Source organism: Pseudoalteromonas sp. SG44-17, assembly GCF_014164235.1.
Classification (GTDB): Bacteria; Pseudomonadota; Gammaproteobacteria; order Enterobacterales; family Alteromonadaceae; genus Pseudoalteromonas; species Pseudoalteromonas rhizosphaerae.
The window spans coordinates 60948-85753 of the sequence record NZ_JACJEV010000015.1 but is presented as its reverse complement, the minus strand read 5'-3'; the positions used below and the strand labels follow the sequence as shown (position 1 = coordinate 85753).

General features: G+C 40.4%; 21 protein-coding genes. 9 read left to right on the top strand and 12 right to left on the bottom strand.

Features of this window, described 5'->3' with window-relative positions:
• Nucleotides 1-4: 4 nt before the first annotated feature.
• On the bottom strand, nt 5-430 hold the full coding sequence (locus H5182_RS12285; protein WP_145239758.1) for a hypothetical protein: 426 nt from the start codon (nt 428-430) through the stop codon (nt 5-7).
• A gap of 259 nt (nt 431-689) precedes the next feature.
• Here H5182_RS12285 and H5182_RS12280 point away from each other — a divergent pair, with 259 nt between their 5' ends.
• From H5182_RS12280 to H5182_RS12270, 3 genes are all read left to right on the top strand, one after another.
• Nucleotides 690-1721 (top strand): NADP-dependent oxidoreductase, encoded by a 1032-nt coding sequence (locus tag H5182_RS12280; RefSeq protein ID WP_182760105.1) that lies wholly within the window; start codon nt 690-692, stop codon nt 1719-1721.
• A 46-nt stretch (nt 1722-1767) separates the two neighbouring features.
• Nucleotides 1768-2385, top strand: a complete 618-nt coding sequence (locus tag H5182_RS12275; protein WP_145239764.1) for a glutathione S-transferase family protein — start codon at nt 1768-1770, stop codon at nt 2383-2385.
• Nucleotides 2386-2662: 277 nt separating this feature from the next.
• Nucleotides 2663-4285, top strand: a complete 1623-nt coding sequence (locus tag H5182_RS12270; protein WP_145239767.1) for a methyl-accepting chemotaxis protein — start codon at nt 2663-2665, stop codon at nt 4283-4285.
• A gap of 16 nt (nt 4286-4301) precedes the next feature.
• Here H5182_RS12270 and H5182_RS12265 read toward each other — a convergent pair whose 3' ends face one another.
• Both H5182_RS12265 and H5182_RS12260 read right to left on the bottom strand, forming a co-directional pair.
• A complete protein-coding gene (locus H5182_RS12265; protein WP_149981938.1) occupies nt 4302-4970 on the bottom strand; it encodes a response regulator in 669 nt (222 codons plus the stop codon).
• Nucleotides 4963-6288, bottom strand: coding sequence for a DUF4118 domain-containing protein (locus H5182_RS12260; RefSeq protein WP_182735294.1), 1326 nt, complete (start codon nt 6286-6288; stop codon nt 4963-4965). The genes H5182_RS12265 and H5182_RS12260 overlap by 8 nt, the downstream gene beginning before the upstream one ends.
• 205 nt (nt 6289-6493) lie before the next feature.
• Between H5182_RS12260 and H5182_RS12255 the strand changes: the two genes are divergently transcribed.
• Genes H5182_RS12255 through H5182_RS12245 form a run of 3 tightly spaced genes read left to right on the top strand, consistent with a single transcriptional unit; the run spans nt 6494 to nt 9981 of the window.
• Nucleotides 6494-7948: a TrkH family potassium uptake protein gene (locus H5182_RS12255; RefSeq protein ID WP_182760104.1), complete on the top strand. Its 1455-nt coding sequence runs from the start codon at nt 6494-6496 to the stop codon at nt 7946-7948.
• Nucleotides 7949-7960: 12 nt separating this feature from the next.
• Nucleotides 7961-8614: a TrkA family potassium uptake protein gene (locus tag H5182_RS12250; protein ID WP_145239779.1), complete on the top strand. Its 654-nt coding sequence runs from the start codon at nt 7961-7963 to the stop codon at nt 8612-8614.
• Between the two features lie 2 nt (nt 8615-8616).
• On the top strand, nt 8617-9981 hold the full coding sequence (locus H5182_RS12245; RefSeq protein WP_182760103.1) for a TrkH family potassium uptake protein: 1365 nt from the start codon (nt 8617-8619) through the stop codon (nt 9979-9981).
• A gap of 497 nt (nt 9982-10478) precedes the next feature.
• Here the strand turns inward: H5182_RS12245 and H5182_RS12240 are convergent, their stop codons facing one another.
• The 3 genes from H5182_RS12240 to H5182_RS12230 form a co-directional block, all read right to left on the bottom strand.
• On the bottom strand, nt 10479-10859 hold the full coding sequence (locus H5182_RS12240; protein ID WP_182732393.1) for a VanZ family protein: 381 nt from the start codon (nt 10857-10859) through the stop codon (nt 10479-10481).
• A gap of 88 nt (nt 10860-10947) precedes the next feature.
• Nucleotides 10948-11274, bottom strand: coding sequence for a YkgJ family cysteine cluster protein (locus tag H5182_RS12235; RefSeq protein WP_089369063.1), 327 nt, complete (start codon nt 11272-11274; stop codon nt 10948-10950).
• 45 nt (nt 11275-11319) lie between these two features.
• Nucleotides 11320-13269 carry an ATP-dependent DNA helicase RecQ gene (locus tag H5182_RS12230; protein ID WP_182732392.1) on the bottom strand — a complete coding sequence of 650 codons (1950 nt, stop codon included), beginning with the start codon at nt 13267-13269 and terminating at the stop codon, nt 11320-11322.
• 267 nt (nt 13270-13536) lie between these two features.
• Here H5182_RS12230 and H5182_RS12225 point away from each other — a divergent pair, with 267 nt between their 5' ends.
• A complete protein-coding gene (locus tag H5182_RS12225) occupies nt 13537-14841 on the top strand; it encodes an NAD(P)/FAD-dependent oxidoreductase (protein WP_145239791.1) in 1305 nt (434 codons plus the stop codon).
• A 424-nt stretch (nt 14842-15265) separates the two neighbouring features.
• Here the strand turns inward: H5182_RS12225 and H5182_RS12220 are convergent, their stop codons facing one another.
• On the bottom strand, nt 15266-16240 hold the full coding sequence (locus H5182_RS12220; protein ID WP_182732391.1) for a transposase: 975 nt from the start codon (nt 16238-16240) through the stop codon (nt 15266-15268).
• A 165-nt stretch (nt 16241-16405) separates the two neighbouring features.
• Nucleotides 16406-17155, bottom strand: a complete 750-nt coding sequence (locus tag H5182_RS12215; RefSeq protein ID WP_182760102.1) for an ABC transporter substrate-binding protein — start codon at nt 17153-17155, stop codon at nt 16406-16408.
• A gap of 298 nt (nt 17156-17453) precedes the next feature.
• On the opposite strand from H5182_RS12215, the gene H5182_RS12210 reads away from it, so the two are divergent.
• Entirely contained in the window at nt 17454-18959 is a 1506-nt protein-coding gene (locus tag H5182_RS12210) for a DUF2235 domain-containing protein (RefSeq protein ID WP_182760101.1), read from the top strand.
• Between the two features lie 52 nt (nt 18960-19011).
• Here H5182_RS12210 and eat read toward each other — a convergent pair whose 3' ends face one another.
• The 3 genes from eat to H5182_RS12195 are packed head-to-tail and all read right to left on the bottom strand — an operon-like array spanning nt 19012 to nt 22733.
• A complete protein-coding gene (gene eat, locus H5182_RS12205) occupies nt 19012-20409 on the bottom strand; it encodes an ethanolamine permease (protein ID WP_220497091.1) in 1398 nt (465 codons plus the stop codon).
• 51 nt (nt 20410-20460) lie between these two features.
• Complete coding sequence (gene eutC / locus H5182_RS12200; RefSeq protein WP_182735301.1) at nt 20461-21330, bottom strand: ethanolamine ammonia-lyase subunit EutC; 870 nt, start codon at nt 21328-21330, stop codon at nt 20461-20463.
• The gene (locus H5182_RS12195; RefSeq protein ID WP_182735302.1) at nt 21327-22733 is read right to left on the bottom strand and encodes an ethanolamine ammonia-lyase subunit EutB; all 1407 of its coding nucleotides are present in this window, start codon (nt 22731-22733) and stop codon (nt 21327-21329) included. The genes eutC and H5182_RS12195 overlap by 4 nt, the downstream gene beginning before the upstream one ends.
• A 245-nt stretch (nt 22734-22978) precedes the next feature.
• On the opposite strand from H5182_RS12195, the gene H5182_RS12190 reads away from it, so the two are divergent.
• Complete coding sequence (locus tag H5182_RS12190; protein ID WP_182760100.1) at nt 22979-23929, top strand: helix-turn-helix domain-containing protein; 951 nt, start codon at nt 22979-22981, stop codon at nt 23927-23929.
• A 23-nt stretch (nt 23930-23952) separates the two neighbouring features.
• On the opposite strand, the gene H5182_RS12185 is transcribed toward H5182_RS12190, so the two are convergent.
• The gene (locus tag H5182_RS12185) at nt 23953-24663 is read right to left on the bottom strand and encodes an ABC transporter substrate-binding protein (RefSeq protein WP_182760099.1); all 711 of its coding nucleotides are present in this window, start codon (nt 24661-24663) and stop codon (nt 23953-23955) included.
• Nucleotides 24664-24806 lie beyond the last annotated feature (143 nt).

The window sequence follows — 24806 nt, the reverse complement described above, 5'->3', positions numbered from 1 at the left end:
ATTCCTAATTTAAATTATTACTGGTGAAGATGCTCAAAATAGGGAAATTGTCTTCGCCAAACGACAGCGTTAATGAGCGTTGCTCGCCATCCTCTAGTTTAATGTTTTCAGCCAAGGAAATCGGGGCAACTCGCCGCCCATCAGCAAATAACGCCATAATATGTTCCGCTTGTAAAATGCGTGAACCTGACGCGTCATTACGAATTGTCACCACTGCGACTCGTCGGCCTTGCTCACTACTCATAAAAACGGAATTAACCACTGTAAAATCACTTTTTTTTGGAGTAATTTTCGCATCATTTTCAAAACTAAACTGCATTCCCTGTAACGCAACTTGATCGACCGACAATACTTCATCATTTGCCTTTACCAAACCGCTAACAAAAGCACTGACTAGCAGTGGCAGTAAAACCAACAGTTGTATTTTCATTTCATTCCCTCGCTAACAACATCTATCTAAAGGTTATTTTTAACATAACTTGTTCTTAAATGGCAGAGCAAATCACCACTATTGCACTGCTGCAAAAATGATTCTCTGCACAGCGATAAACTAATCCATACGCAGCATTGAATTTGCTCACCTTAGCCCTAAGTTCATACGTTAAGCATTTAACTCGCTGCAGACAACTAAGCATTTAGATTTACAGTACTTATACGCAGCTCTTTTTAACTGGATACGGAAAACAATTATGCAATCTATTACCAATAAACAGCTTACGCTTAAATCTCGTCCTCATGGTGCGCCAACACTTGATAATTTTGCTATTAAAAGCGTACAAATGCCTGAATTACAACAAGGCGAAGTATTACTACGTACCATTTATTTATCACTTGACCCTTACATGCGTGGCCGCATGAGTGATGCGAAATCATATGCTGATCCGGTAGAAATTGGCGATGTCATGGTTGGCGCAACCGTATGTCAAATTGAGCAATCAAATAACGACAAGTTTGCAAAAGGCGATTGGGTACTAGCCTATACAGGCTGGCAGGAATATGCGATTTCAAATGGCGAAGGATTAATGCCATTAGGCAAAGAGCCAAGTAATCCATCGTATGCATTAGGTATTATGGGTATGCCTGGCTTTACTGCTTATATGGGGCTGCTGGATATTGGCGCACCGAAAGAAGGTGAAACAGTGGTCGTAGCTGCTGCAACAGGCCCAGTAGGTGCAACTGTTGGGCAAATTGCTAAACTCAAAGGTTGTAAAGTAGTCGGTGTGGCAGGCGGCAGTGAAAAATGCCAATACGCAGTCGAAAAGCTTGGTTTTGATGCCTGTATTGATCACCATAGCGATGACTTTGCCAAGCAGTTAGCTGAGGCATGTGATACGGGGATTGATGTTTATTATGAAAATGTGGGCGGAAAAGTCTTTGACGCCGTATTACCATTATTAAATACCGCTGCGCGCGTACCATTATGTGGCTTAGTGTCGCAATATAATGCGACTGAGTTACCACAAGGACCCGATCGCATGGGGGCTCTGATGGGGCAAATTCTCTCTAAGCGCATTCGTATGCAAGGCTTTATTATTTTTGATGATTATGGTCATCGTTATGATGAGTTCGCCACAGATATGCAAAAATGGCTCAGCGAAGGGAAAATTCAATACCGTGAACATTTAATAACCGGGCTTGATAATACAGTGTCTGCTTTTAACGATATGCTGGATGGCAAAAACTTTGGCAAAACTGTAATACAAGTTAACCAGCCACTATAAACTTTATTTTTCAAGCGCAGTTATTACTGCGCTTACAAGGAACACTATGATCAAGTTACATCATTTAAATAAATCACGCTCTAAACGTATTATTTGGTTACTCGAAGAGCTAGACGTTGACTACGAAATTGTGGCTTATCAACGCAACCGTGAAACCTTTTTAGCTCCTGATGAGCTTAAAGCGATTCATCCACTGGGCAAATCACCAGTGATTGAGGACAATGGCCAAATAATTGCTGAATCAGGTGCGATCACAGACTATTTGATCAGTAAATACGGTAACGGTAAGTTTGCGCCAAGCAGTGACAGTAAAGACTATATTGACTACCAGCAATGGCTGCACTTCGCTGAAAGCTCAGCAATTTTACCGCTATTATTAAAAATGTTTGTGCAAAAAGATGGCGCTAAAACGCAATTTTTAGAAGGCTATGCCGATGCAGAAACCGCAAAAGTTATTAGTTACTTTAATGACCGCTTAGAAGGGAAGCGTTACTTAGTAGGTGACTCTCTAACCGGTGCTGATTTTATGATGTCATTTATTGTTGAAATTGTTAAAAATGCAGGCCAACTAGCACATTTTAAAAATCTCGTTAAATACGATGAGCAATTACAAACTCACGAGAAATTTCATTCCGCTAATGAGTTAGAAGCAAAGTACGACTAAATTAGTTTTGTTTTGGCTGTTTAAGGTGGTTTTACAGCCAAGCGATGCACCCATTCCGATTCGGTCTATCGAGATAGATTTTTTAAAGCATTATAATTCAAAAAGTGCAGTTGCTCATTAATTTGACTACTGCACATTAATTGCTAAGCATTAACATTATTTATACATAACTGATTATTAAAAAAGTAAATTCGTTTTATAAGTCATTCCACTTAACGAATTACGTTGAGTTATAATCAGCCAATATAAAATCGCACCAAATAATACTGGAAAACATATGACCATAAATATGCGCCTCGCCACTGGTTTTGGAGTGATCTTATTAATGATGCTCACATTAACCATTATTGGCACATCTCAAGTAAATCAAATTGACAATAATATAACTGAAATTAACGATATAAATTCTGTTAAGCAGCGTTATGCTATTGATTTTAGGGGCGCAGTACATGATAGGGCAATAGCAATACGGGATGTGGTGATATTAACAAATGCTAGTGATTTAAGCGATACGATTAGCTTAATAAATGAGCTCAATAACAATTACCAAATATCGCATGAAAAAATGGCGAGCTTGGTTGATCAAATGACTGATCACGAGCGCTCCCTAATGAAAAAAATTGATAAAATAGAAGAGCATACCCTCCCCTTAGTGGAAAATATTATCGCCGCTAAACGTGCTAATAATATAAAGCACGCAACTATGCTATTATTAACCGATGCGCGTCCCTCATTTGTAGAATGGTTGGACAGCATTAATCAATTCATCAATCTGCAAGAGCAAACAAATCATAATTTAACGGATAAAACACGTGAGATAACCAGCTCATTTGAGCTATGGATGATTTCATTAACTGCACTGGCTGTTATTATTGGCGCCGTAATTGCCTATATTATTAGTTCAAAAATTAAAAATGCAGTAGGCGGTGAACCACAAGAAGCGGCAGAAGTAATTGCACGTATCGCTAAAGGTGATTTAACCACTGAAATAAATTCCTGCTGCCCTAATAGTATGATGGCATCAGTTCAAGTAATGCAAAAAGAATTGAAAGCTATCGTCAATAGCATTATTGATTCTTCACAAGAGCTTTCATCTCATTCAGCAAGTGTCGCCTCAGGCTCACAACAAGCACTTTATGCTGCAGATAATCAAGTTACGCTAACTAACTCTGCCGTCACCAATTTAGCCAATATGAGCCATAGCATTCACTCAGTTGCCAGCGCAGTAAAACAAACTGAAGATAATTCAAAAATTACCGCACAATTATCACAACAAGGTAGTCAATCGGTGCAAAAAGTAGCAACCGAAATTGGCGGCATATCAACCACAGTGAAAGCAACAGTCAAACAAGTAAACATACTACAAAATCATGTTAAAAACATTGGTGATATATTAAGTGTGATACGTAGTATTTCAGATCAAACTAACTTGCTAGCGCTAAATGCAGCTATTGAAGCCGCTCGTGCAGGCGAATCTGGACGTGGTTTTGCCGTTGTAGCTGATGAAGTTAGGCAACTCGCCCAACGTACAGGTGATGCGACCGGTGATATTGAGAAAATGATTTTACAGATCCAAGATAATACCCAAGCATCTGTCACTGCGATGGAAACCACAGTACCACAAGTAGAAAGTGGTTTATTATTGATGGATGAAGCCAATCAACTACTGCAAGAGATACAACAACAAGCCAATGATTCCTTGGAAAAAGTACTTGAAATTGTCGACTCAACATCAGTGCAAGTTGCCACAGTGTCAGAAATTAGTTCTGGTGTAGAGGAAATCGCTAACATGTCCAAGGAAACCAGTTTATCCTTAAAAAACAATGCACAAGAAGCAGTCGCATTGGCTGAGTTATCAAAAACACTGAAGCAGTACATTAGCTATTTCAAAGTGAACTAAAGAGCGCTTTAATACTTTAATCTACTAATCTATATCCTACCGCAGGCTCAGTAAGTAAATACTTTGGGCTTGCGGGATTTGCCTCTAATTTTTGCCTTAGCTGCGCTACATGCACACGCACATATTCAGGGCGGTTTATATATTGCTCTCCCCATATATGGCTTAATATTGCATTATGAGTCAATACCTTATCTTTATTTTGAAATAATAACAGTAAGATTGCATATTCCTTTTTAGTCAGCTTAACCTCATTGTCACCAACACGTACAATATGCTTATTTGGGTCGATACAAATGTCGCCACATTGCAACGCAAAACTGACTTGATTATTAGTACGCAGTAACACCCGAATACGCGCTAATAGTTCATTGGCGCTAAAAGGTTTAGTCAGGAAGTCATTGGCCCCATTATCAAGCGCCGTGACTTTTTCCACTTCACCATCACGGGCTGAGAGTACTAATACCGGTAACTGGCTCCATTGCCTAAACTCCACTAGCCAGTCTTGACCATCCATATCCAAAAGCCCTAAATCTAATAATACAAGGTCATAACTTTGCTCACTTAAAAGTGCAAAACCATCCAGCCCTTTATCACAAATACTCAGCTCATAGCCACTGGCTTGCAGTAAGGTTTTTAAAAAGCTTTGCAACGGCGGAGAATCTTCAAGTATTAAGATTTTAGTCATTATTTTTTATCCAGATTAATTTTGCCAAGGCCATTTCTGTATCGTTATCTATCGTCAGTGAAAATGTGCCTTGATGAAACTTAGCAACCACATCACAAATTACACTGCCAAGCCCTACACCTTCATCAGCACTTGCTTGTGGCTTGCTAATTAATTTATTGCTCAATAGTAATTGATAACTCACCGCTGACTCGTAACGGCTTTGGGTAAATTCAACAACCACCTCACCATCACCATAACGCCATGCATTTTCGAGCATATTTGCCAGTGCTATTTCTAACAGTGTCACATCGCCTTGGCAGCTCGAATTGGCATCAATATTTGTTGTTACCACAAAATGCGCTAATTGCTGCTGCCTACGTGCTTTTGCTTCGCTTAGCAAAGCTTGCAAGTTAATTGTTTGCCAGCACAGGTTTTCGCCCATTTTATTTACTCGGCTAAGCTCCATCACCTTGTCAAAATGCTGATTAAGAATTTTACTTTGCTCATAAATATTACCGGCCTGCTCTTTTATTATCGCTTCACTGAGTGTGATCTCATCATCGGCCAACATGCTTGAGGCGCCCATAATAGTTGCCAGTGGCGTGCGCAAGTCATGAGATAAACTGCGTAATAATGCATTTTTAGCACGCTCGAGTTCAGCTTGAACCGAAATAGCCGCCGACTGCTGCCTCAGTAATGTTTTCTCATGTACCTGATACAACAATGAAATTGCGGTATTTACGAAGCTCTTTTGTCCTTCAGACAGTAACGTTGCAAAAGCAAACCCCCCCATACTTTGCTCTTTATCACTTAATAGCATAAATTCACCTGCCACTTGCTGACGCATTTGTTGAAATTGGCAAGTAATGGCCAAATGCTCGCTAATAAGCTGCTGAAAGTACTGCTTTTGCTCATCCAGTGTGTCTAAACTATTTAATCCTTTAGCCAGCTCGTACAGTGTTCGACTATTACTCGCGTGTAATTGTACATCTCGCACCTTAGTGTTTAATTCGCCCGCTAACTGGCTGATCATCAATCCCACAATGAGCATCACGATAAAAGTAACTAGATACTCAATATTTTCAATATGAAAAGTAAAATACGGGGTAACAAAAAACCAATCGGTACACGCTACACTGACCAAGGTGGTAATGGCTGCAACGCGTCGGTTACTGCGAACTGCAACCCAGGCGACCCATAACAGCTGTAGCATCACGATGTCGGTGGTCGAAAACCAATCTCGTAACGGATAAATCGCCATAACCACAATGATCGGCATTATCACCGCCAAAAAAAATGCTTTATATTTGCTTGGTTTGCCCTGCACTTGATTCATTAACGATTCCTCTGACAATTAACTACATAGGTTACTGCCTTTTCAATATTGCCTCTATAAAGTTTTTATAAAGTTTTTTATCTCATTTATAAAATCTTTATAAAGCTTTGCAGTGCAGCGCTGACTTTACTATTTGATCCCGTATATTCAACTCAACTTTAGTGATTGCGTGTTACCTGCTATAGGTATTTGATAAGGCGTATTGATGATAAATTGGAAAATCACCTTAAGACTACTCGCCTTTCCTATTATTTGGATGGGAGTGGTACAACTGGTCTTTGCAGCGCTTTCATTATTTATTTTTAAAGACCGAGTTATTAGCGCGTTTCTTATTCCTGGCGCAACGATGATCTCTGTCGCTTTAGTGCTACTTATCAATTTACGTAAAACTGATCTAACCGCCGCAACATTTAGAGATGCACTTATTTACGCCACAGTAACGTGGATTATAGCCGGTGTGTTAGGCGCCATTCCTATTCTAGTCGTCACTGGCGTTAACTTTAGCGACGCGGTATTTGAGTCAATCAGCGCCTTAACTACCACTGGTGCAACCGTGTTATCCGGGCTCGATAACATGCCTGCTAGCTTTTTATTGTATCGACAGTTCTTACAATGGATGGGCGGTTTAGGCATTGTAATTTTTGTAGTGGCTATTTTACCTATGTTGAATATTGGTGGCATGAAATTATTAAAAGCAGAAACACCAGGCCCCATTAAAGACGAAAAATTAACTCCGCGCGTTGCCAGTACCGCTCATTATTTATGGGGCGTTTATTTAGCAATCACCGTACTTTGTACTTTAGCCTATTATGCTGGCGGAATGAGTTTTTACGATGCGATCGCACATGCCTTTACCACGGTTTCAACTGGGGGCTTTTCAACCCATGATGCCAGTATGTGGTATTACCACAGCCACTTACTGCTGTGGATAGCTAATGTATTTATGCTTGCAGGAGCGATTAACTTTGCCTTGCACTTCAAAGTAGCGCACAAAAGAGCCATTACTAGTTATTATCATGATGAAGAGACGCGTTATTTTATTTATATAGTCGTGCTTTTATCGGTTCTTTTAACCACCATGCTACTGCTTAAAGACAGCTACTCAAATGTACTTGAAGCATTTAGTTTCTCTACATTTCATATTATTTCTTTTATTACCAGCACCGGTTATGGCGCAGCAGGCTTTACTGACTGGCCAGCTGATGCTGGGTTTTTACTGGTTATTGCCGGCTATCTTGGTGGTTGTGCAGGTTCAACGGCTGGCGGAAATAAAATAATTCGTAACATTATTGTTGGCAAAATGATTAATAACAATATTAAACAGCTGCTTCACCCAAGAGCGATATTTACACTTAAATATCAAGGCTCGCCCGTTAAAGAAGATGTACGCCATGCAATTATGGCATTTATGACCTTTGCTGTTGGTTCAAGCTTACTATTTACAATGTTGCTTATGGCAACGGGTCTGGATTTTTGGAGCGCATTTACTGCAGTAGCTGCATGCGTCAATGTACTTGGCCCTGGATTTGGTGAAGTTGGCGCTAACTTTCAACCCGTTTCAGACACCGGTATTTGGATACTCTCGGTCGCTATGATCGTGGGTCGGTTAGAATATTTTACTGTTTTTGCACTTTTTACTCATAGCTTTTGGAAAAAATAACGAAGGAATAATATGGCACATTTTACAGTTATTGGTTTAGGCCGCTTTGGCATTGCAGCAAGTCTTGAGTTGATCCATTTAGGGCACACAGTGACTGGCGTTGATAGCAACCCAAAACTCGCCGAAAAGTATGTTGAGCACTTATCAGAGACAGTGGTATGCGATTCAACGGATGAAGCGGCGTTAAAGGAGCTCGATTTAGCAAATAGTGAAGCGGTCTTAGTCGCAATTGGTGAAGATATGCAGTCCAGCATATTATGTACCTTAGCACTAAAAAATTTAGCGGTTAAACAAATATGGGTTAAAGCCAGCACCAAAGCGCATCATACGATTATATCAAAGTTGGGTGTCTCGCGTATTATTCACCCAGAAGAAGAAATGGGAGTGCGCGTTGCACAAGCGCTAAACTACCCAATAGTGAATGATTATATTTCCTTAGGTAATGGTTTATACGTGGTAGAAGTGAGTATCAAAGCGCATTTACATCAAACACAATTAGGCCATTTACTAAAAGAAATCAAAGCGTCAATTGACCCGCTACTGGTTAAACGAGGCAAACAAACATTTGTAAAATTAACGGATGACTTTGAATTGCTCGAATACGACACGCTGCTGTTATCTGGTAACCGTGTGCAATTAAACTATCTTGCGCCAAGGCTGTTATAACCATGGTTTTATGGCATCCACTAAAAACTGCTATCGAACGCAGCCCTAGCGGCAATAAAAAAATCAATGCTGCACCGCCGCTTATTTTGTGCTGCAGCTTTTTGATATTAATCGCACTAGGGGCTTTAGCATTAAAGCTGCCTTTTTCCACCAATGAACCTATTTCGTGGATACAAAGTGCCTTTACTGCAACATCGGCGGTAACCGTCACCGGATTAGTTGTGGTAGACACAGGCTCCACATTTACCCCTTTTGGCCAAGGGGTGATCGCGCTATTAATTCAACTTGGTGGCTTGGGTTTGATGACATTTGCAGTGGTAACCTTGCTGGCACTGGGTAACAAAGTTGGCTTTATTCAAAAAACAGTGACTAAAGCCGCTTTTAATCAAACAGATACATCAACACTTTTGAGTACGGCAAAATCAGTGTTGCTTTTTGCCATCATTGTTGAGTCACTCGGTGTTGTTATTTTAACGCTTTACTGGCTCCCTGAGCTGGGCTTACAAACCAGCTTTTTTCATGCGTTGTTTTATACCATTAGTGCATTTAATAATGCGGGATTTGCGCTTAGCCCCAACAGCCTGATGCAGTATGTTGACGATCCTGTGATCAATCTTACCATTACTGGTTTGTTTATTATCGGTGGCCTAGGTTTTACGGTACTTATGGATGTGTATAAATCAAAACGTTGGGCAGCCCTTAGCACCTATAGTAAGTTAATGCTGATCAGCACGGTTATCATCAATATTGTAGCGCTGGTGCTGATTTACGTTATTGAATATGACAATCCAAAAACACTGCAACCCTTGTCAGAAGTCGGTAAATGGCTAGCTGCTTGGTTTCAAGCCGTAACACCGCGTACGGCTGGATTTAATACCATTGCTATAGAAGAGCTGAGAAATGCCAGTACCGCATTAACAATGATGTTAATGTTTATTGGTGGCGGCTCACTCAGTACCGCAAGTGGTATAAAAGTAGTAACTTTTGTGGTGTTGATTTTAGCAACTTACAGCTACTTACGCCGCGATAAAGGCGTTACTGTGTTACGCCGAGAAATCGACAAAGAATCTGTTTATAAAGCACTGGCTTTAACCCTTGTTTCAGCGGGTATAACATGGCTGGCTATTTTTACGTTACTGATTGTTGAAGATGCGCCTTTTTTAGATGTCGCCTTTGAGGCTGTGTCCGCACTTGGCACTGTAGGATTGTCGCGGGGTTTAACTGCTTCTCTTTCTCCGCTGGGCGAATTTATCATTATGTTTTTAATGTTTATGGGAAGGATTGGCCCCTTAACCATTGCCTACTTTTTAGCGAGTCCTCGCAGTAGGAAACTAAGATATCCAAGCGCACAATTATCGATTGGCTAAATAGCAGAGCTGGGAGAATCTCAAACTAAATCCCAGCTAATACTCGCTCAGTGACGTACTAGCTTGATGCCATTTAAAATTCGCCACATACTAACAGACGATTTTCATAGGTTAAAAACACAGATAATAACGCAGACACCCATTGTTAATTTATGGAATACAGCCAAAAATTAACCATAATGGTTTAAGAGCTTGCATAAAGATAATAACACAGACACCCATCTTAATTTCGTAATGTGTAAACTAAAAATTGATTGGAAAATAACAAAGACACCCATTATTAATTTATGGAATACAGCCAAAAATTAACCATGATGGTTTAAGAGCTTGCATAACGAATATGAGGTTGGTTAATGGTTCTGAATTGAATTGAATAAAATTTAACTATCGATACATTAATAAACTAACGACAAAAAAACCTTCAAACCAGCGCTTGCTATGCAGGAGAAAAAGCTGTTCATTTGCAGTAATCAACTAATGTAAGCTAACAAAACTCGTCATCGCGAACCTTTATTTATCAGCTTGGTTATCAAACTAAAAGTGAGGATACCTAAAGCATCAGCAAGTAGATCAGCGATGTCTAAGGTTCTACTAGGTATGAAGTATTGGCTTAGCTCTTCCAATAAAACGAATAGAAACACGACGCTCGAACCAATATACAAATTGCATGACAATACTGAATATGATTTTAGCTTAAACGCAAAATTAGCACCTAGAGTAAGCAAACCAAATAAACAAAAGTGCCCTACTTTATCGCCATAAGGGATACTTCTAACAAGCTCAAAGAAAATACTATGTTGCCCCGTATTAGCTTGGTATATGACCCATATAATAAAGCTAAGAAAAGTAACTGACACAATAGTGATTAATTTATGCATGATTGTTTAATGCTATTGTTGAGTTACCAACCATAGCCGAATAGCGATTATGATTCAATCACTTAGTAATCTACTGCTAAAGCAACCATCAGATCCCTGCAAGGTCACGCTCGGTGATGCACTCGTCCGATGCCATTTCAAATTCGCGGCATACTAACGGGCGGTTTTCGTAGATTGAACACATTAAGGTATTGCGGTCGAGTGCTTGGCACCAACCATCATCGGCGCGTTTCATCACTTCGCTGCCCCATTTATCATATTCAATATAATGAAACGGCACGCCAGTGTCGGTCACTATACGCACTTCTAACTGACAACAACATGCTTGGCAATTAGCACAAGTAACAGGCTCAGGGGCTGATGTAATATTTTTTACTGCAATGACGGTTTCATCGGGGTGAACAATCTGGGGCATAAAGGCTTACTTTTAAGAATAAGCCCCTAGCATACCTGAGTGAATTTAACGCGCCAGTAATTTCGTTTTTATTTCACTGTAACGCTGCTGCTCACACAAACCAAAACCACTGAGTTGACGCACTTTGTTACGCGCAAATAACGGTACGCTCATTCCCGCTAAAAAGCGGCATTGGGTTTCAATACCTATATTATGTATACCTTTACTGGCGAGGTGACTAAGTAACTCATCAACCTTTTGATAAATTACAGCATCGTTAGCAAAGCTATGAGCGAGTGAATATTCAAGTGTTACAGCTTGGCCTCTACATACTGAGCAATGGCCGCATTGCTGTGGCGCTTGATGGTCGTCAAAATAACGAGCAAGGTTATAGCTCAAACATGTTTTAAGCTCGAAAAAGCGAATAAGTGCCGCAATACGCTTAATTTCAGCTTGCTCTTTATCAACAAAATAGCTGTGTAATTGCTTAGCCAGCTCAGGGTTATTGATTACCTCATTATGTACTTGATAGACTTGGGTGATTCGCTTTGTTTCAAGTGCTATTAAATTCTTCTCTGCTAAATAATCAAGCGCTGCAACAACGCGTTTGCGATCCACCTGAGCGGCTTGGGTAAGCGTGTCAAAATTTAGTGTGCCCCAGATTTTTTTAAATTGGGTATGGCTAAATATTAACTGTAAAAATGCTTGTCTATCAGCATCAAAGTGACCAAGTAAAGCGGCTTTATCAACCAAAAACTTATATTTAAAGTCGGCGTAATAAGCATAAAGTGGTGTTATTGCACCTTGCATTTCCAATTGTACTAACAAGGTTTTAAGCGCTAATTGGCGAATATTACTATCACTTGAAAGGCTGTATTCTTGCATTTCCCATTGCTGACTTTCTTTTGAGTGATCGCTTTGGTGTTGGCGAATATCGTTGATCACATGCTCAATACCGCTAAGCTCTGGGGTATCGCCATAAACAAAGTTTTCAACCGTGTTTAAGCCATCTAAATTGGCCAATGTAAAACACTGCGATGGTTGTCCGTCTCTCCCTGCACGACCAATTTCTTGGCTGTAGTTTTCAATCGACTTTGGTAAATCATAATGAATAACAAAACGGATATCTGATTTATCAACCCCCATACCAAAAGCAATCGTGGCCACTACTACATTAATTTTACCCGCCATAAAATCATCTTGGATACCATAACGCAGAGTATCTTCAAGCCCAGCATGATAAGCCACAGCGTGTAAGCCTTTACGGCTAAGCGCTTCTGCGACTTGCTCTGCACTATGTTGTAAGGTCACATAAACAATCCCTGGGCCCGTTTGCTCGCGCACAATATTAGCCAATGTACTTGCTTTATCAGCGCTTTTCACGCTGAGTATCGATAAGTCTAAATTAGCCCGATAAAACCCAGTTTGTACAATGCATTCTGGGGTAATTGCAAAACGTTCACTCATATCACGCTTTACTTTTTTAGTGGCGGTGGCCGTTAATAATAATACCAAGGGAATATTGAGCTCATCACGATAGCGCGGCAGTTTTAAATAATCAGGCCTAAAATTATGGCCCCATTCGGAAATACAGTGAGCTTCGTCAACCACCAGCATTGAAATAGCCACTTGATTAATAAATTCACGAAATCGCTCGTTTTTAAAACGTTCTACCGACACCATTAAGATTTTCACTTTACCGGCACGCACATCGCTCATTACTGTGTGACTTTGCTCTGTAGTTTGGCTTGAATCAAGGCTTGCGGCATAAATTCCCTTGTTATTTAAAAAACCAATTTGGTCTTTCATCAGCGCAAGTAATGGCGAAACAACCAGCGTTAGATTAGGTAAATGCAATGCAGTTAACTGATAACACAATGACTTACCAGATCCAGTGGGGAAAATTGCCAATGATGATTGGTTATTTAGCAGTTGCTCTATGGTTTGCTGCTGACCTTGACGAAATTGACTAAACCCAAAGTGTTGCTCAAGTGAAGAAAGTATCGATCCGCTCATAATATTTCCCTTTATTCATATTCCCTAATAAAGGAAATCATAGTTTGAAAATGCAATGTTTGCCATGGTAACTTTTTTTTGCTCTATTTTCTTGGCTTATCTATTTGTTCCTATTAAATTTTACTGACAAATCGTGGGAAAAGGCGCATTATAAATACGTTGCTTGAAAAGGTATTTTGAACATTTTTGTTCAGCTCAATACCTAAGTGTTCTATACGTTTCATCATCATAAGAGCATTTAGGTATAATTCTTTTGAGGGCAATGAAATGATAACCACACATCCTAAAATCGTGATCATCGGTGGCGGTGCCGGCGGCCTTGAGCTCGCAACGCAATTAGGGCATAAACTAGGGAAGAAAAAACACGCCGACATTCTATTAATTGATAAAAATCGCACCCATATTTGGAAACCTTTACTGCACGAAGTAGCAACGGGTTCTATAGATGCCGATTTAGATGGGGTAGTTTACTCAGCACACGCAGCAAAACATCATTATAACTTTCAACTTGGCACTTTTTGCAACCTTGATAACGCTAATAAAACCATCACACTCAGTGCCTTTAATGACGAACTTGGCCATCAAATTTTACCACAACGCACCGTTCATTATGACTACTTGGTGATTGCCATCGGCAGCGTCAGTAACGACTTCAATACACCCGGTATTAAAGAACATTGTTTTTATCTTGATTCAAACCAACAAGCGGAACGCTTTCAGCACGCGCTACTCGATAACTTTACTCGGCTACATCAAGACGACAACCCACAGCATGCATTAAATATTGCCATTGTTGGCGGTGGCGCAACAGGCGTTGAACTCTCAGCTGAGCTGTATCATGTTTCTGACTTATTAAAACTTTATGGTTTGACAAATATGTCGGCAAAGCGCTTACACATTCACTTAATCGAAGCAGGCCCGCGTATTTTACCCGCCCTACCAGAGCGTATAGCAAACTCAGCGAAAAGAGAGCTACTAAAGCTTGGTGTTAACGTTAGAGAAAACACCCAAGTAAAGCAGGCAACAAATCAAGGATTCATCACTAAAGATGATGAACAAATCGATGCCGACATTATGGTATGGGCAGCGGGTGTAAAAGCCCCCGATTTTATAAAAGATCTCGGGATTTTTGAACTAACTCGTAATAACCAAATCATGGTGAACGACTATTTGCAAAGTAATAGCGATGACACCATTTTTGTATTAGGTGACTGTTGCGCGTTTACACAAAAAGATGGCAAATTAGTACCGCCTCGTGCGCAATCAGCCCATCAAATGGCACAATGTGTTGAAAAAAACCTAATTGCGACACTGCGCCAACAGCCGTTAACTGGCTTTGAATACAGCGATCATGGTTCGCTCGTCAATTTGTCACGCTACAGTACCGTGGGGAGCTTAATGGGCAACCTCACTAGTAATAGCTTTTTTATTGAAGGCAAGATAGCCCGCTTTATGTATATTTCGCTCTATCGCATGCACCAACGCGCTATCCACGGCAGCGCCAAAACCTTTGCATTATGGATCAGCGAAAAAGTGCTCCGGGTCGTTAGACCAAAGATGAAATTACATTAAGCAACTAACAAGAGTAAGTGGAGCCGCCGCTTCACTTACACACCTAGAAATAAAATAAAAAATGACACCCATCTAGAAATTATAATGACACCCATCTATATATATCTAAAAACAATGAAATTAAAATTGACACCCATCCATATATATCTAAAAAAAATGCAAACTTACATTTTAAAACAATGGATTGAAGGTAAATAAAAAAGACACCCATCAAAAAATTGCAATGCTAAAAATTGCAATGACACCCATTCTAAATAAAAATGAAATTACAAACATCCAGGTTAAGGCAATAAACGAAACAATTAAAAACCGTAGTTATTTTCAAAAAGGACTTTTATACAAATGGCAGATAAATATCAGGCGTTTGCATTTTTAGGCGTCAAAAAAACCTGAATTAACAAGTTATGTATTATTGGCTACGTTATCACGCTAGTAATTTTTCGCAATTCGTTAGATTCGTTCGTCGCTTAAAGTGTTGATGTTCACAAAACATATTTAACGACTCAGGTCTTCCAACAGCACCGTGAAAAACGGTGGTAAATTTGCTGGTAACTTTCAACCAGTTTTCGGGGGTTATTTGCAACCTTTCAAGCAAAGGGGTTAGATCGGCGGCTATATAACCTATTTTATCAGGACGAATACAGCGCCCAGTCGCATCAACAAGAGAAAGGTAGGAAGTTAGCTCAAAAGGTAAACCTTTCACCATATGCTGTGTTGCCATTCCTGAAAAACGTTGTAATGATTTGGGCTGTTTACCTGCTGCGATCGAAATAATACGCTTTTTGACACTCGTAAAATCTGAATTTTCTGGTTTGTCAGCAATACCTGCACGAACTGGGTTTAAATCAACATACGCCATACATGCTAATAATGCGGCTTCATCAAGTAAGGCTTGGGATTTGAACCGTCCCTCCCAAAATCGCCCTTTACAGTCATCTTCTTTATTTGCTTTTCGCGCTATATATTCATTTAAAGAGCGCATGAACCAGCTAATATCCATTAACCTTGAACGATATTGCGCAATATTATCTGTAACTATTTTCATCTCAAAAGACGCTAGCTTTTCACCTTTAGCAAAACGTCGTGTTAATTCAGAACCTTTAAAGGCTTTATGCCAGCGAATTGCAACTGCTCTATCATTTACTCTTTCCGCCTTTTTACTATCTACGTACACTACAATATGAGTATGATTACTCATTACTGCATAAGCGCACACATCTATAAAAAAGAGAGATGCCAAACTCATTAGCTTATCTTCAACCCATTTTCTGCGGTGTTCATAACATTGCCCCGTATATTCATCCACACCACATAAATAGGCACGTCTTACACATCGTGATATACAATGGTAGTAACGAGTGTCCGTTAAACTGATTTGTCGATTTCTTGCAGTAGCCATAAATATCTCAGATATCACGTTCCTTATAAAATACTAGTTCCTCATGGTAATACTGCAAATATAGTCATTATTATGGGTGTCATTTAAGTTTGAATTACTACAATCGCCATTTATTAGGTGGGTGTCTTTATTTATTTAAGTGGGTGTCTTTATTTTTTTTATTAGTTACTCTGGCTGTGCTGAGGCTAGATGTTCGTAACGGGCTAATATTTCATCATATTCACCTGAGCGCTTTATTTGCTCTAGCCCTTTGTTGAAGGAGGTTATTATATATTCAGCATCGGGATGCTCTTTACTGATTCCAATATGAAGAGGGTGCTTAATTAAAGCTGGTTGCCAAATTGTTAGCTCTGTTGAGTAACCATTTTTTTTCATTTCGAACCATGCTGCGTATTTATCAACCAGAGCAATATCAGCGCGATGCTTTTTTACATGCTCAAGACAACTATGGACATTAAGTAAAGGAACGATTGTAAGCCTATCAATAGACTGTAAATACTCATGATATCCGTAACCTCTAATTGTACTGATTGTTAAGCTTTCTAGGCTGTGAGGGCCTTGATAATCAAGCTGCGACTTAGTATTACTAATTATGCTAAGTTCATTAGTAAAGTAGGGCTGGCTAAATAAAATTGTTTTAGCACGATTTTCTGTCCACCATAATGCAGGGATCAAATCTATTTCATTATTTTCTAACATTCGCATTGCACGACTAAATGGCGCTATTTTAATATCGAATGCAATATTCTGGCTAAAAAATGCAGCACGTACAAGCTCAGTAGTCATACCCGTTCCATCAGCAAATATGTAGGGAGGCCATTCATTATGAGATCCTACTAAAGGCTGTGTTATTGAATTAGAAAGCGCAGCAGTACTTTGTATGCATAACAGCAAAATAATAAAAAATTTAGTCATAGCAACACGATACCTTTTATCATGCCTACCTAAAGATACACAATAATACATTTGCTCTAGGCAAATCTGCGTAACTTAACTATTTAACCTAAGGCTTAATGGCAACTTGAACTTTGTTACTAAACCAGAGCTTCAACTGTTTAAGCTTAGACTACATTTGACTATATTATTTTCAATCTATAAAAAAGTATTACCTAAAATAAATAACAAAAATCCTTATTGCATATTTGAGTGGATTGTCTTCAAATTTAAATAATTTACCTGTAAGTTATAAAAAACCACATAAAGGAATGATGCTATGACCGCGAAAACGCTGATTTTCAACTTTGATGGCACAGGTAGTGAGCCACGTGATGCTGAGCAGTTCAGCTCTGCGCATTTTAAGGAAGATGCAAGCATTTCGAATATTCTCAAACTTCATTTATTAATGGGTGGCCAGTTAAATAACGAACCCGTTACTCCTTTTACTAATCAACTTAGCTTCTATTACCAAGGTATTGGAACTCAAGGAAGTCGTTTAAAGCGATTCCTCAATCAATCTTTCGCACCACGCGATGACGATGTTGCCAGTATTTTAAATCATGCTATAAATGATTTTAAGCGCTACTACAAAACTGGCGATATACTGTTACTCACTGGCTTTAGTCGCGGCGCTGCGTTAGCACGACGTTTTGCAAAGTGCTTAGAGCCGCTCATAGATAATAACGTTTATTTATGCGTATTTGATACTGTGGCATCCATTGGTTTATCCAAAGTCACCAAGGCCACCCGAGGCGCTGAGCATGTTATTTTTGAAAACCATACTTTAGCGACCAACATAAATCAGGCTCTGCATTGTGTGGCACTGGATGAAAAGCGTCGAGCTTTTGAACCTACCCTTATAAATCATCAAAACAATGTACATGAAATATGGTTTGCAGGCGCGCATTCCGATATCGGTGGTGGCTATTATCGAGATGGGCTGGCGGATATTTGCTTACGCTTTGCAATGGAGTGGTTACTTGAACTGCCTGTGGCTTTATACTTTTTAACTAGTCAAGCAATCGATTATTCATCGTTATTTCCTGCTGATCAAAACAGTTTTATCGCCCAAGATGATATGACCATCACCCCAGATCCTCTCGCGTTAAGCCATCAACAGAATTATTTTTGGTTTAATCCTTTATTTAAACTGATTGATCGTGAATGTACCGTGCTGGTTGATGACGAACAAAGTAAGCTGTTACCCATTATCCACCACAGTGTTGCTACACGTATCAATCAATTAACCAGTTATCGTCCCGAGTCTTTAAAAAACCTTAGTTATCAACTGCTGTATGCAGATCAAACTACGCTTAGTTTTAACGGTTTGTCTGCCCATATAGCTTTAAAAAATCAAAACATGTCAGTGTTACAAATTGGCCAAAGCCAAGATGTGTTGGTTTATGCCGCAGAGCAATACAATGCAACAGGACTAATGCTTGAACAAGGAGCTACTTATCGCTTTAGCCCTTACCCAGAACAATTTTGGTATGACGATGGCGTAAAATGTGGGCCACAAGGTTGGCACCGAGATAACCTACAGTTGGGTGTAAAAGAGATCCCCATGGCATTGCTCGAACCATTTCGTCGTTTACCACATGCAAACTGGTTTGCCTTAATTGGTGCTATTGCCCACAGCGATAATGATGCTTTTGAGATTGCCGATGGGGGGGAATTTAAAATGACTCACTCAGGAGAATTTACGCCTTTTGCAAATGATTTGGTGCGTTTTTATGGCGCTAATGCAGGGCGTATAAAAATAAACGTGACTCGCCTTGGTTAATTGCATTATTAATAGGCCGTGCAAACGGCCTATTAATAACATTAAACTATCGCTATTTTGCACTTAAAGCGGCTTCAGCTTCAGCCAACATAGCAAACTCTTCATCGGCACTGTGTGCGACTAAGTGCTTACTACTGTATGCAAAGTAATAAATCGCTCCGATCACAAATAGCACCACAGTAAACAAGAATGCACGAGGATCAAACGCGTATACCCCAGTTAAAGCCACCAAAGATAAGACCAGCGCAATTGCTGAGGTTATCATGCCACCTGGCGTTTTATAAGGTCGTGCGAGTTCAGGCTGTTTAATACGCAGTAAAATATGGCTCAATGCCATCAATGCATACGAAACCGTAGCGCCTACCACGGCCATCGCCAGCATTAAATCACCTTCACCACTTAATGATGCTACGAAGCCAAAAATACCCGGCACAATTAAGGCACGTGCCGGCACTTTTCGTGAAGTTGTAACCGACAAACTTTTCGGAAAGTAGCCCGCTCTAGAGAGCGCAAACACTAACCGACTATACCCATAGATAATCGAGAAAAACGATGCCACTAAACCCGCTAAACCTAATATATTAACGATTGTTGCTAAGCTTGCATTCCCTGTTACGTTTAGCGCATCAACTAACGGCACGGCACTAGCGCTCATTGCGCTGGCACCACCGGCACCAGGGATCAATACTACGACTAACAGAGCAGTAAACAATAAAAACAACATTGCACCTATAATTCCTTTTGGCACGTCTTTAGCTGGATCTTTGGCTTCTTCTGCCGCTAATGGTACGCCTTCAACGGCTAAAAATAACCACATTGCAAACGGCAATGCAGCCCACACGCCATACCAACCAAAGGGCAAAAACTCGGAGGCTCCTGCAGCATCGGTGATGGCAATATCAAACAATCGCGATACATCAAAATGTGTAAATAATGCGATCGCAGTGGCTATAATGGCAAAAACCGCTAAGCCACTTATCACCATCATCACTTTTAACGCTTCACCCACTCCCGCTAAATGAATACTGATAAACACAATATAGAACAGCGCATACACCCATGGACCATTAAAACCCAGTAGCGCTTCGACCGCCGAGCCAATAAAAATAACAATCGCAGCGGGTGCTAATGCATACTCGATTAACACTGCCAAGCCGGTCAAATAACCACCAGCAGGGCCCATTGCCTGACGCGCAAAACTATAGCCACCACCCGATGCCGGAATGGCCGCCGACATTTCTGCTAATGACAAAACCAAAGTTAAATACATCACCGCCATTAATACTGTGGCGACAGCAAAGCCTCCCCAACCAGCTTCTGCAATACCAAAATTCCAACCAGCAAAATCCCCAGAAATAACATACGACACTCCTAATCCCGCCAATAAAATCCATCCCGCGGAGCCTCGTTTTAACTGTCTTTTTGCAAGGTACTCTTTATTATCTAACATTATCTTCTCCTGCTATTTATTGTTGTAATTACATTATGTTTTCGTTGTTGATTATTCTGATAGTAAAAAGTTTGTTGTTTGCGTTTGATGCTCTATCACATCGTCTTGACTGCGATCTTTTAACCCCACCCCTGACAGGTTTAAACGTTTCGCTTCTTGTAAAAGATATAAAGTCCGTTGTGCTGCATCCTGATATGACAGCCCCGCAGGACGAATATTAGAGATACAATTACGACAAGCATCATTCAGCCCTGTTTTTGGCTGCCAAGTTAAATACAGCCCTAAACTATCTGGAGAACTTAGCCCTGGCCGTTCACCAATTAATACCAACACCACCTTGGCATTAAGGAGCTCACCTATGTCGTCGCCTATCGCCACTCTACCTTGCTCAACTAAGCTGATCGGTGCCAAACGCCATGGCTCTGGTTGTTCACGCAGTATCGTCAGTAACTGAACAAGAAAAGGATGGGCATTTTTTTGTACTGCTAAAGACGATAAACCATCAACGATAACGATTGCGATATCATGGTGTAACTCAGTGGCTATAGCCGCTTTCCTCATATAGTTGCTTAGCTGATCGCGCGATGCTTGATCCAGTTTTCGACCTAGATCAGGGCGTTGTAAATAATGATTGCGATCCACGGCTTGGCTATGTAAATGCAGTGGTGACGCGCAAAAATCCTCTAGCTGTTCACTTAACGCAGCTAAATCCAATGGAAAATTAACCGCATCTCGTGCTTGCGCATGGGAGAGTTGAAACGCCAACATTTCAGCCGTCGGAAGACTGATCCCAGCGCGCCCTAAACCAATGCGTGCATCGGTAAAGCTGCGTAGTTGCCGCCATGGGTTATGCACCACTTTGCCATTATCTTGATGTTGTTGCTGTATTTGCTGTGCCGTTTTGGAAGATGAGTTTTTCATGGCTGTCCACCACTTAAAGCTTTCAAAGAACGCGCAAATTGTGACGGTAACGTGTCAGACAAAATATGCTGCTGGGTATCTGTCATAATGTTCATTTTTGCCAGCCAAAGTTCGAATTCAGGTGCTGGACGCAAACCTAATACCCGCCTTGCATACAGAGCATCATGAAATGAGGTGGTTTGATAGTTAAGCATAATATCGTCAGATCCGGGGATCCCCATTACAAACGAACACCCCGCTACACCGAGTAAGGTCAGTAAGTTGTCCATATCATTTTGATCTGCCTCAGCATGATTGGTGTAGCACACATCACAGCCCATAGGCACACCCAGTAATTTGGCACAAAAATGGTCTTCAAGCCCTGCTCGAGTAATTTCTTTGCCATCAAATAGATATTCCGGGCCAATAAAACCCACTACGGTATTGACCAGTAACGGTTTGAATTTTCGCGCTACGGCATAAGCACGGGTTTCACACGTTTGTTGATCAAGCCCATGGTGGGCATTTGCTGATAGCGAGCTGCCCTGCCCCGTTTCAAAATACATCACATTATTGCCTACTGTTCCGCGTTTTAAACTTTGTGCTGCATCTTGCGCCTCAGCAAGTGTATTTAAATTAAAACCAAAACTTGAGTTAGTCGCCTCAGTCCCCCCTATAGACTGAAACACTAAGTCAACCGGCGCACCGGCCTCAATACATTCAATAGTGTTAGTTACATGCGTAAGAACACAGCTTTGAGTCGGGATCTGGTATTTTTCAATCACATCATCCATTAACCGCATTAATTTAATCGCTTGTGCAACATTATCAGTAGCGGGGTTAATACCAATTACGGCATCGCCACTGCCATACAGCAGCCCATCTAAAATACTCGCGGCAATGCCATTTACATTATCTGTTGGATGATTAGGCTGTAAGCGTGTTGATAAGTGGCCAGGTAAACCAATGGTATTTCTAAATGCAGTCGTGACATGGCACTTTTTGGCAACTAAGATCAGATCTTGATTACGCATTATTTTACTAACCGCAGCAGCCATTTCGGGGGTAATACCCGCTCTGATTGTCGCTAAAACATTGCTTGTTGCGTGATCACTCAGCAGCCAATTACGAAAATCACCTACCGTTAAATGTGCGATTGCTGCAAATGCGTTAGTGTCATGTTCATCTATGATTAGCCGAGTAATTTCATCGTCTTCATAAGGGATCAAGGCATCGTTCAAGAATGTTTTTAAAGGGACTTCTGCCAGCGTCATTTGTGCCACGGCTCGCTCTTCGGCAGAACTGGCAATAACACCTGCCAAGCTATCACCAGAGCGCTGCGGGGTCGCTTTAGCCATTAACTGTGCGAGATTGTTAAATTGGTAGGTTTTACTTCCTAACGTGTATCGATACGATTGACTCATAAACTTACCTTGCTGACAAAATGTGTGTTAAAAAGGATAGGCACAGCTATTGCTTCCACTACAATAAAAAGCAATAAAAAAACAATAAACAGTGCAACGATTCTTTTAAGGTAGCTTATAGCGTACCAAGCAACTATCAAGTTTTGGCAAATGTTATTTAAACAATAAAAATCAAATAGTTAAAATTAAAAATCGGACAACTACTGTTTGCTTGTAATAATTAGCCTGGGGTGTAATACGCAACTATGCAACATAATTTACCGACAAATGCACCAAGTAAGTGCACTTTAGCTACGACCGATGTGGACCAGCAGGCGGGAAACCTAACAAACTGGCAACAAAAATATGATCAAGTCAGTGATGGCCGCTTTTATGGCTGTATTGATGAAGTGGCTTATGATGGTTTGCAAGTGTTTAAAGAATATACCCAGTGCGCATTACGACAACAGTGTAAAGTATGGCCAAATGCGTTATGGCTTGGTATTCCGGTAAACGCACAAAACAGTAAAATTAACGGTCTCACCATCGCTGATAATCAATTAATGTGCCGCCCAAGTGATTGCAACTTTGAGCTGATCACCCCTGAGCAATTTAATATTTATGGCATGGTGATCAATCAAGATACGCTTCATCAAATTGCTCAGCGACAAGGGTTGTCGCTTCAGGGCATTTGTGAACATGGATCACCGCGTATTACAACATCACCACAAACACTGCAACGTGCTCGTGAATGCATTGAACAAATCATTTATGCTAATGGCGGTGGAGCAAGTGCGGCTTTACAACACGATATTTTATTAAGTTTAGTGCTGCATTTACTGCAATCACAACTCCCCCAGCAAAAAGTAACCCCAAGTTATAAACACCGTAAAAAAGTTGTTGATAAAGCGAAAGAATTTATTCACGATCACCCAGACAACATAGTGACTATCACCCAATTATGTGAGTTTACCTACGTTTGTCGACGGACTTTACAATACAGCTTTGAAAGTATTTTAGGCATCAATCCGCTGCGTTTTTTACGCATGACCCGGCTTAACCAAATACGCCGTGAACTCAGTGATCCGCAACAAAATAAACCCATTTCAATGATTGCCGCCAATTGGGGCTTTTGGCATCCGGGCCAGTTTGCTAAAGACTATAAACAACTATTTGGCGAAAACCCTTCAGACACAGTAAAACGTGCGCAGCTTTAGTGGTATCAATTATAGCTAGTTAATTAATAGGTATAGCTGGCAATTATTTGCTTGATATTCGATTGCATATCAATGATCGCTGCATTAATGGAGCGCACATTGTCCATCGTGACCGTTTTTTTACTGAGCATAAAATGGATTGGATTATCATGAATAACATAAGGATGCATTGTAATACCGGTGATTTTTTCTTGGCTTATGAGGTATAACCCAGATATTTCATCATCAATCATAAAATCGACGCGTTTAGCTTTTAACATATATAGCCGATGCTTGAGCAAAGGTACTCGTACAAGTAAATCTTTATTGTTTGTGACTTTGCTTAGCTGCTCAAATTCTTTACCATAATAACCACCATTATTTACGGCTATGGTTTTTTGTTGCGCCAACAGGCTGGCTAAATCGTGTGTTAGATACTTAGTATCTTCATACCAGAACAGCCGCATTTTCTCACGTCTATATGGGGTTGAAAAGTGACTATATTGGGCACGTTGTTGATTGAAACTCGCAGCAGTTAATATATCCACGCGGCCATTTTCAAGCTCGACCAAACCGCGCTTTGATGACGGCAAAGGCATAAACTTACTACAGAATCCAGCATGCTTTAACACCAAACGGCTGATCTCTACATCTATTCCTGTAAGAGCCTGCTCACCATCAAAGACAAATGGTGGCCAAGGTAATATCACCCCTACTTGCAGAGTTTTTTCGCAGCTGTTACTAATTGGACTCAATAATATCAGAAATAAATAAATGTATTTGATAACTACAGCCTAGTTAAATTACAGACGCTTTTTACAGTATGGTGCATCTGACTCGAAAAACCAAAAAAAGCAGCCCGAAAGCTGCTTTAAGTAAATTACATATTAACCTTATT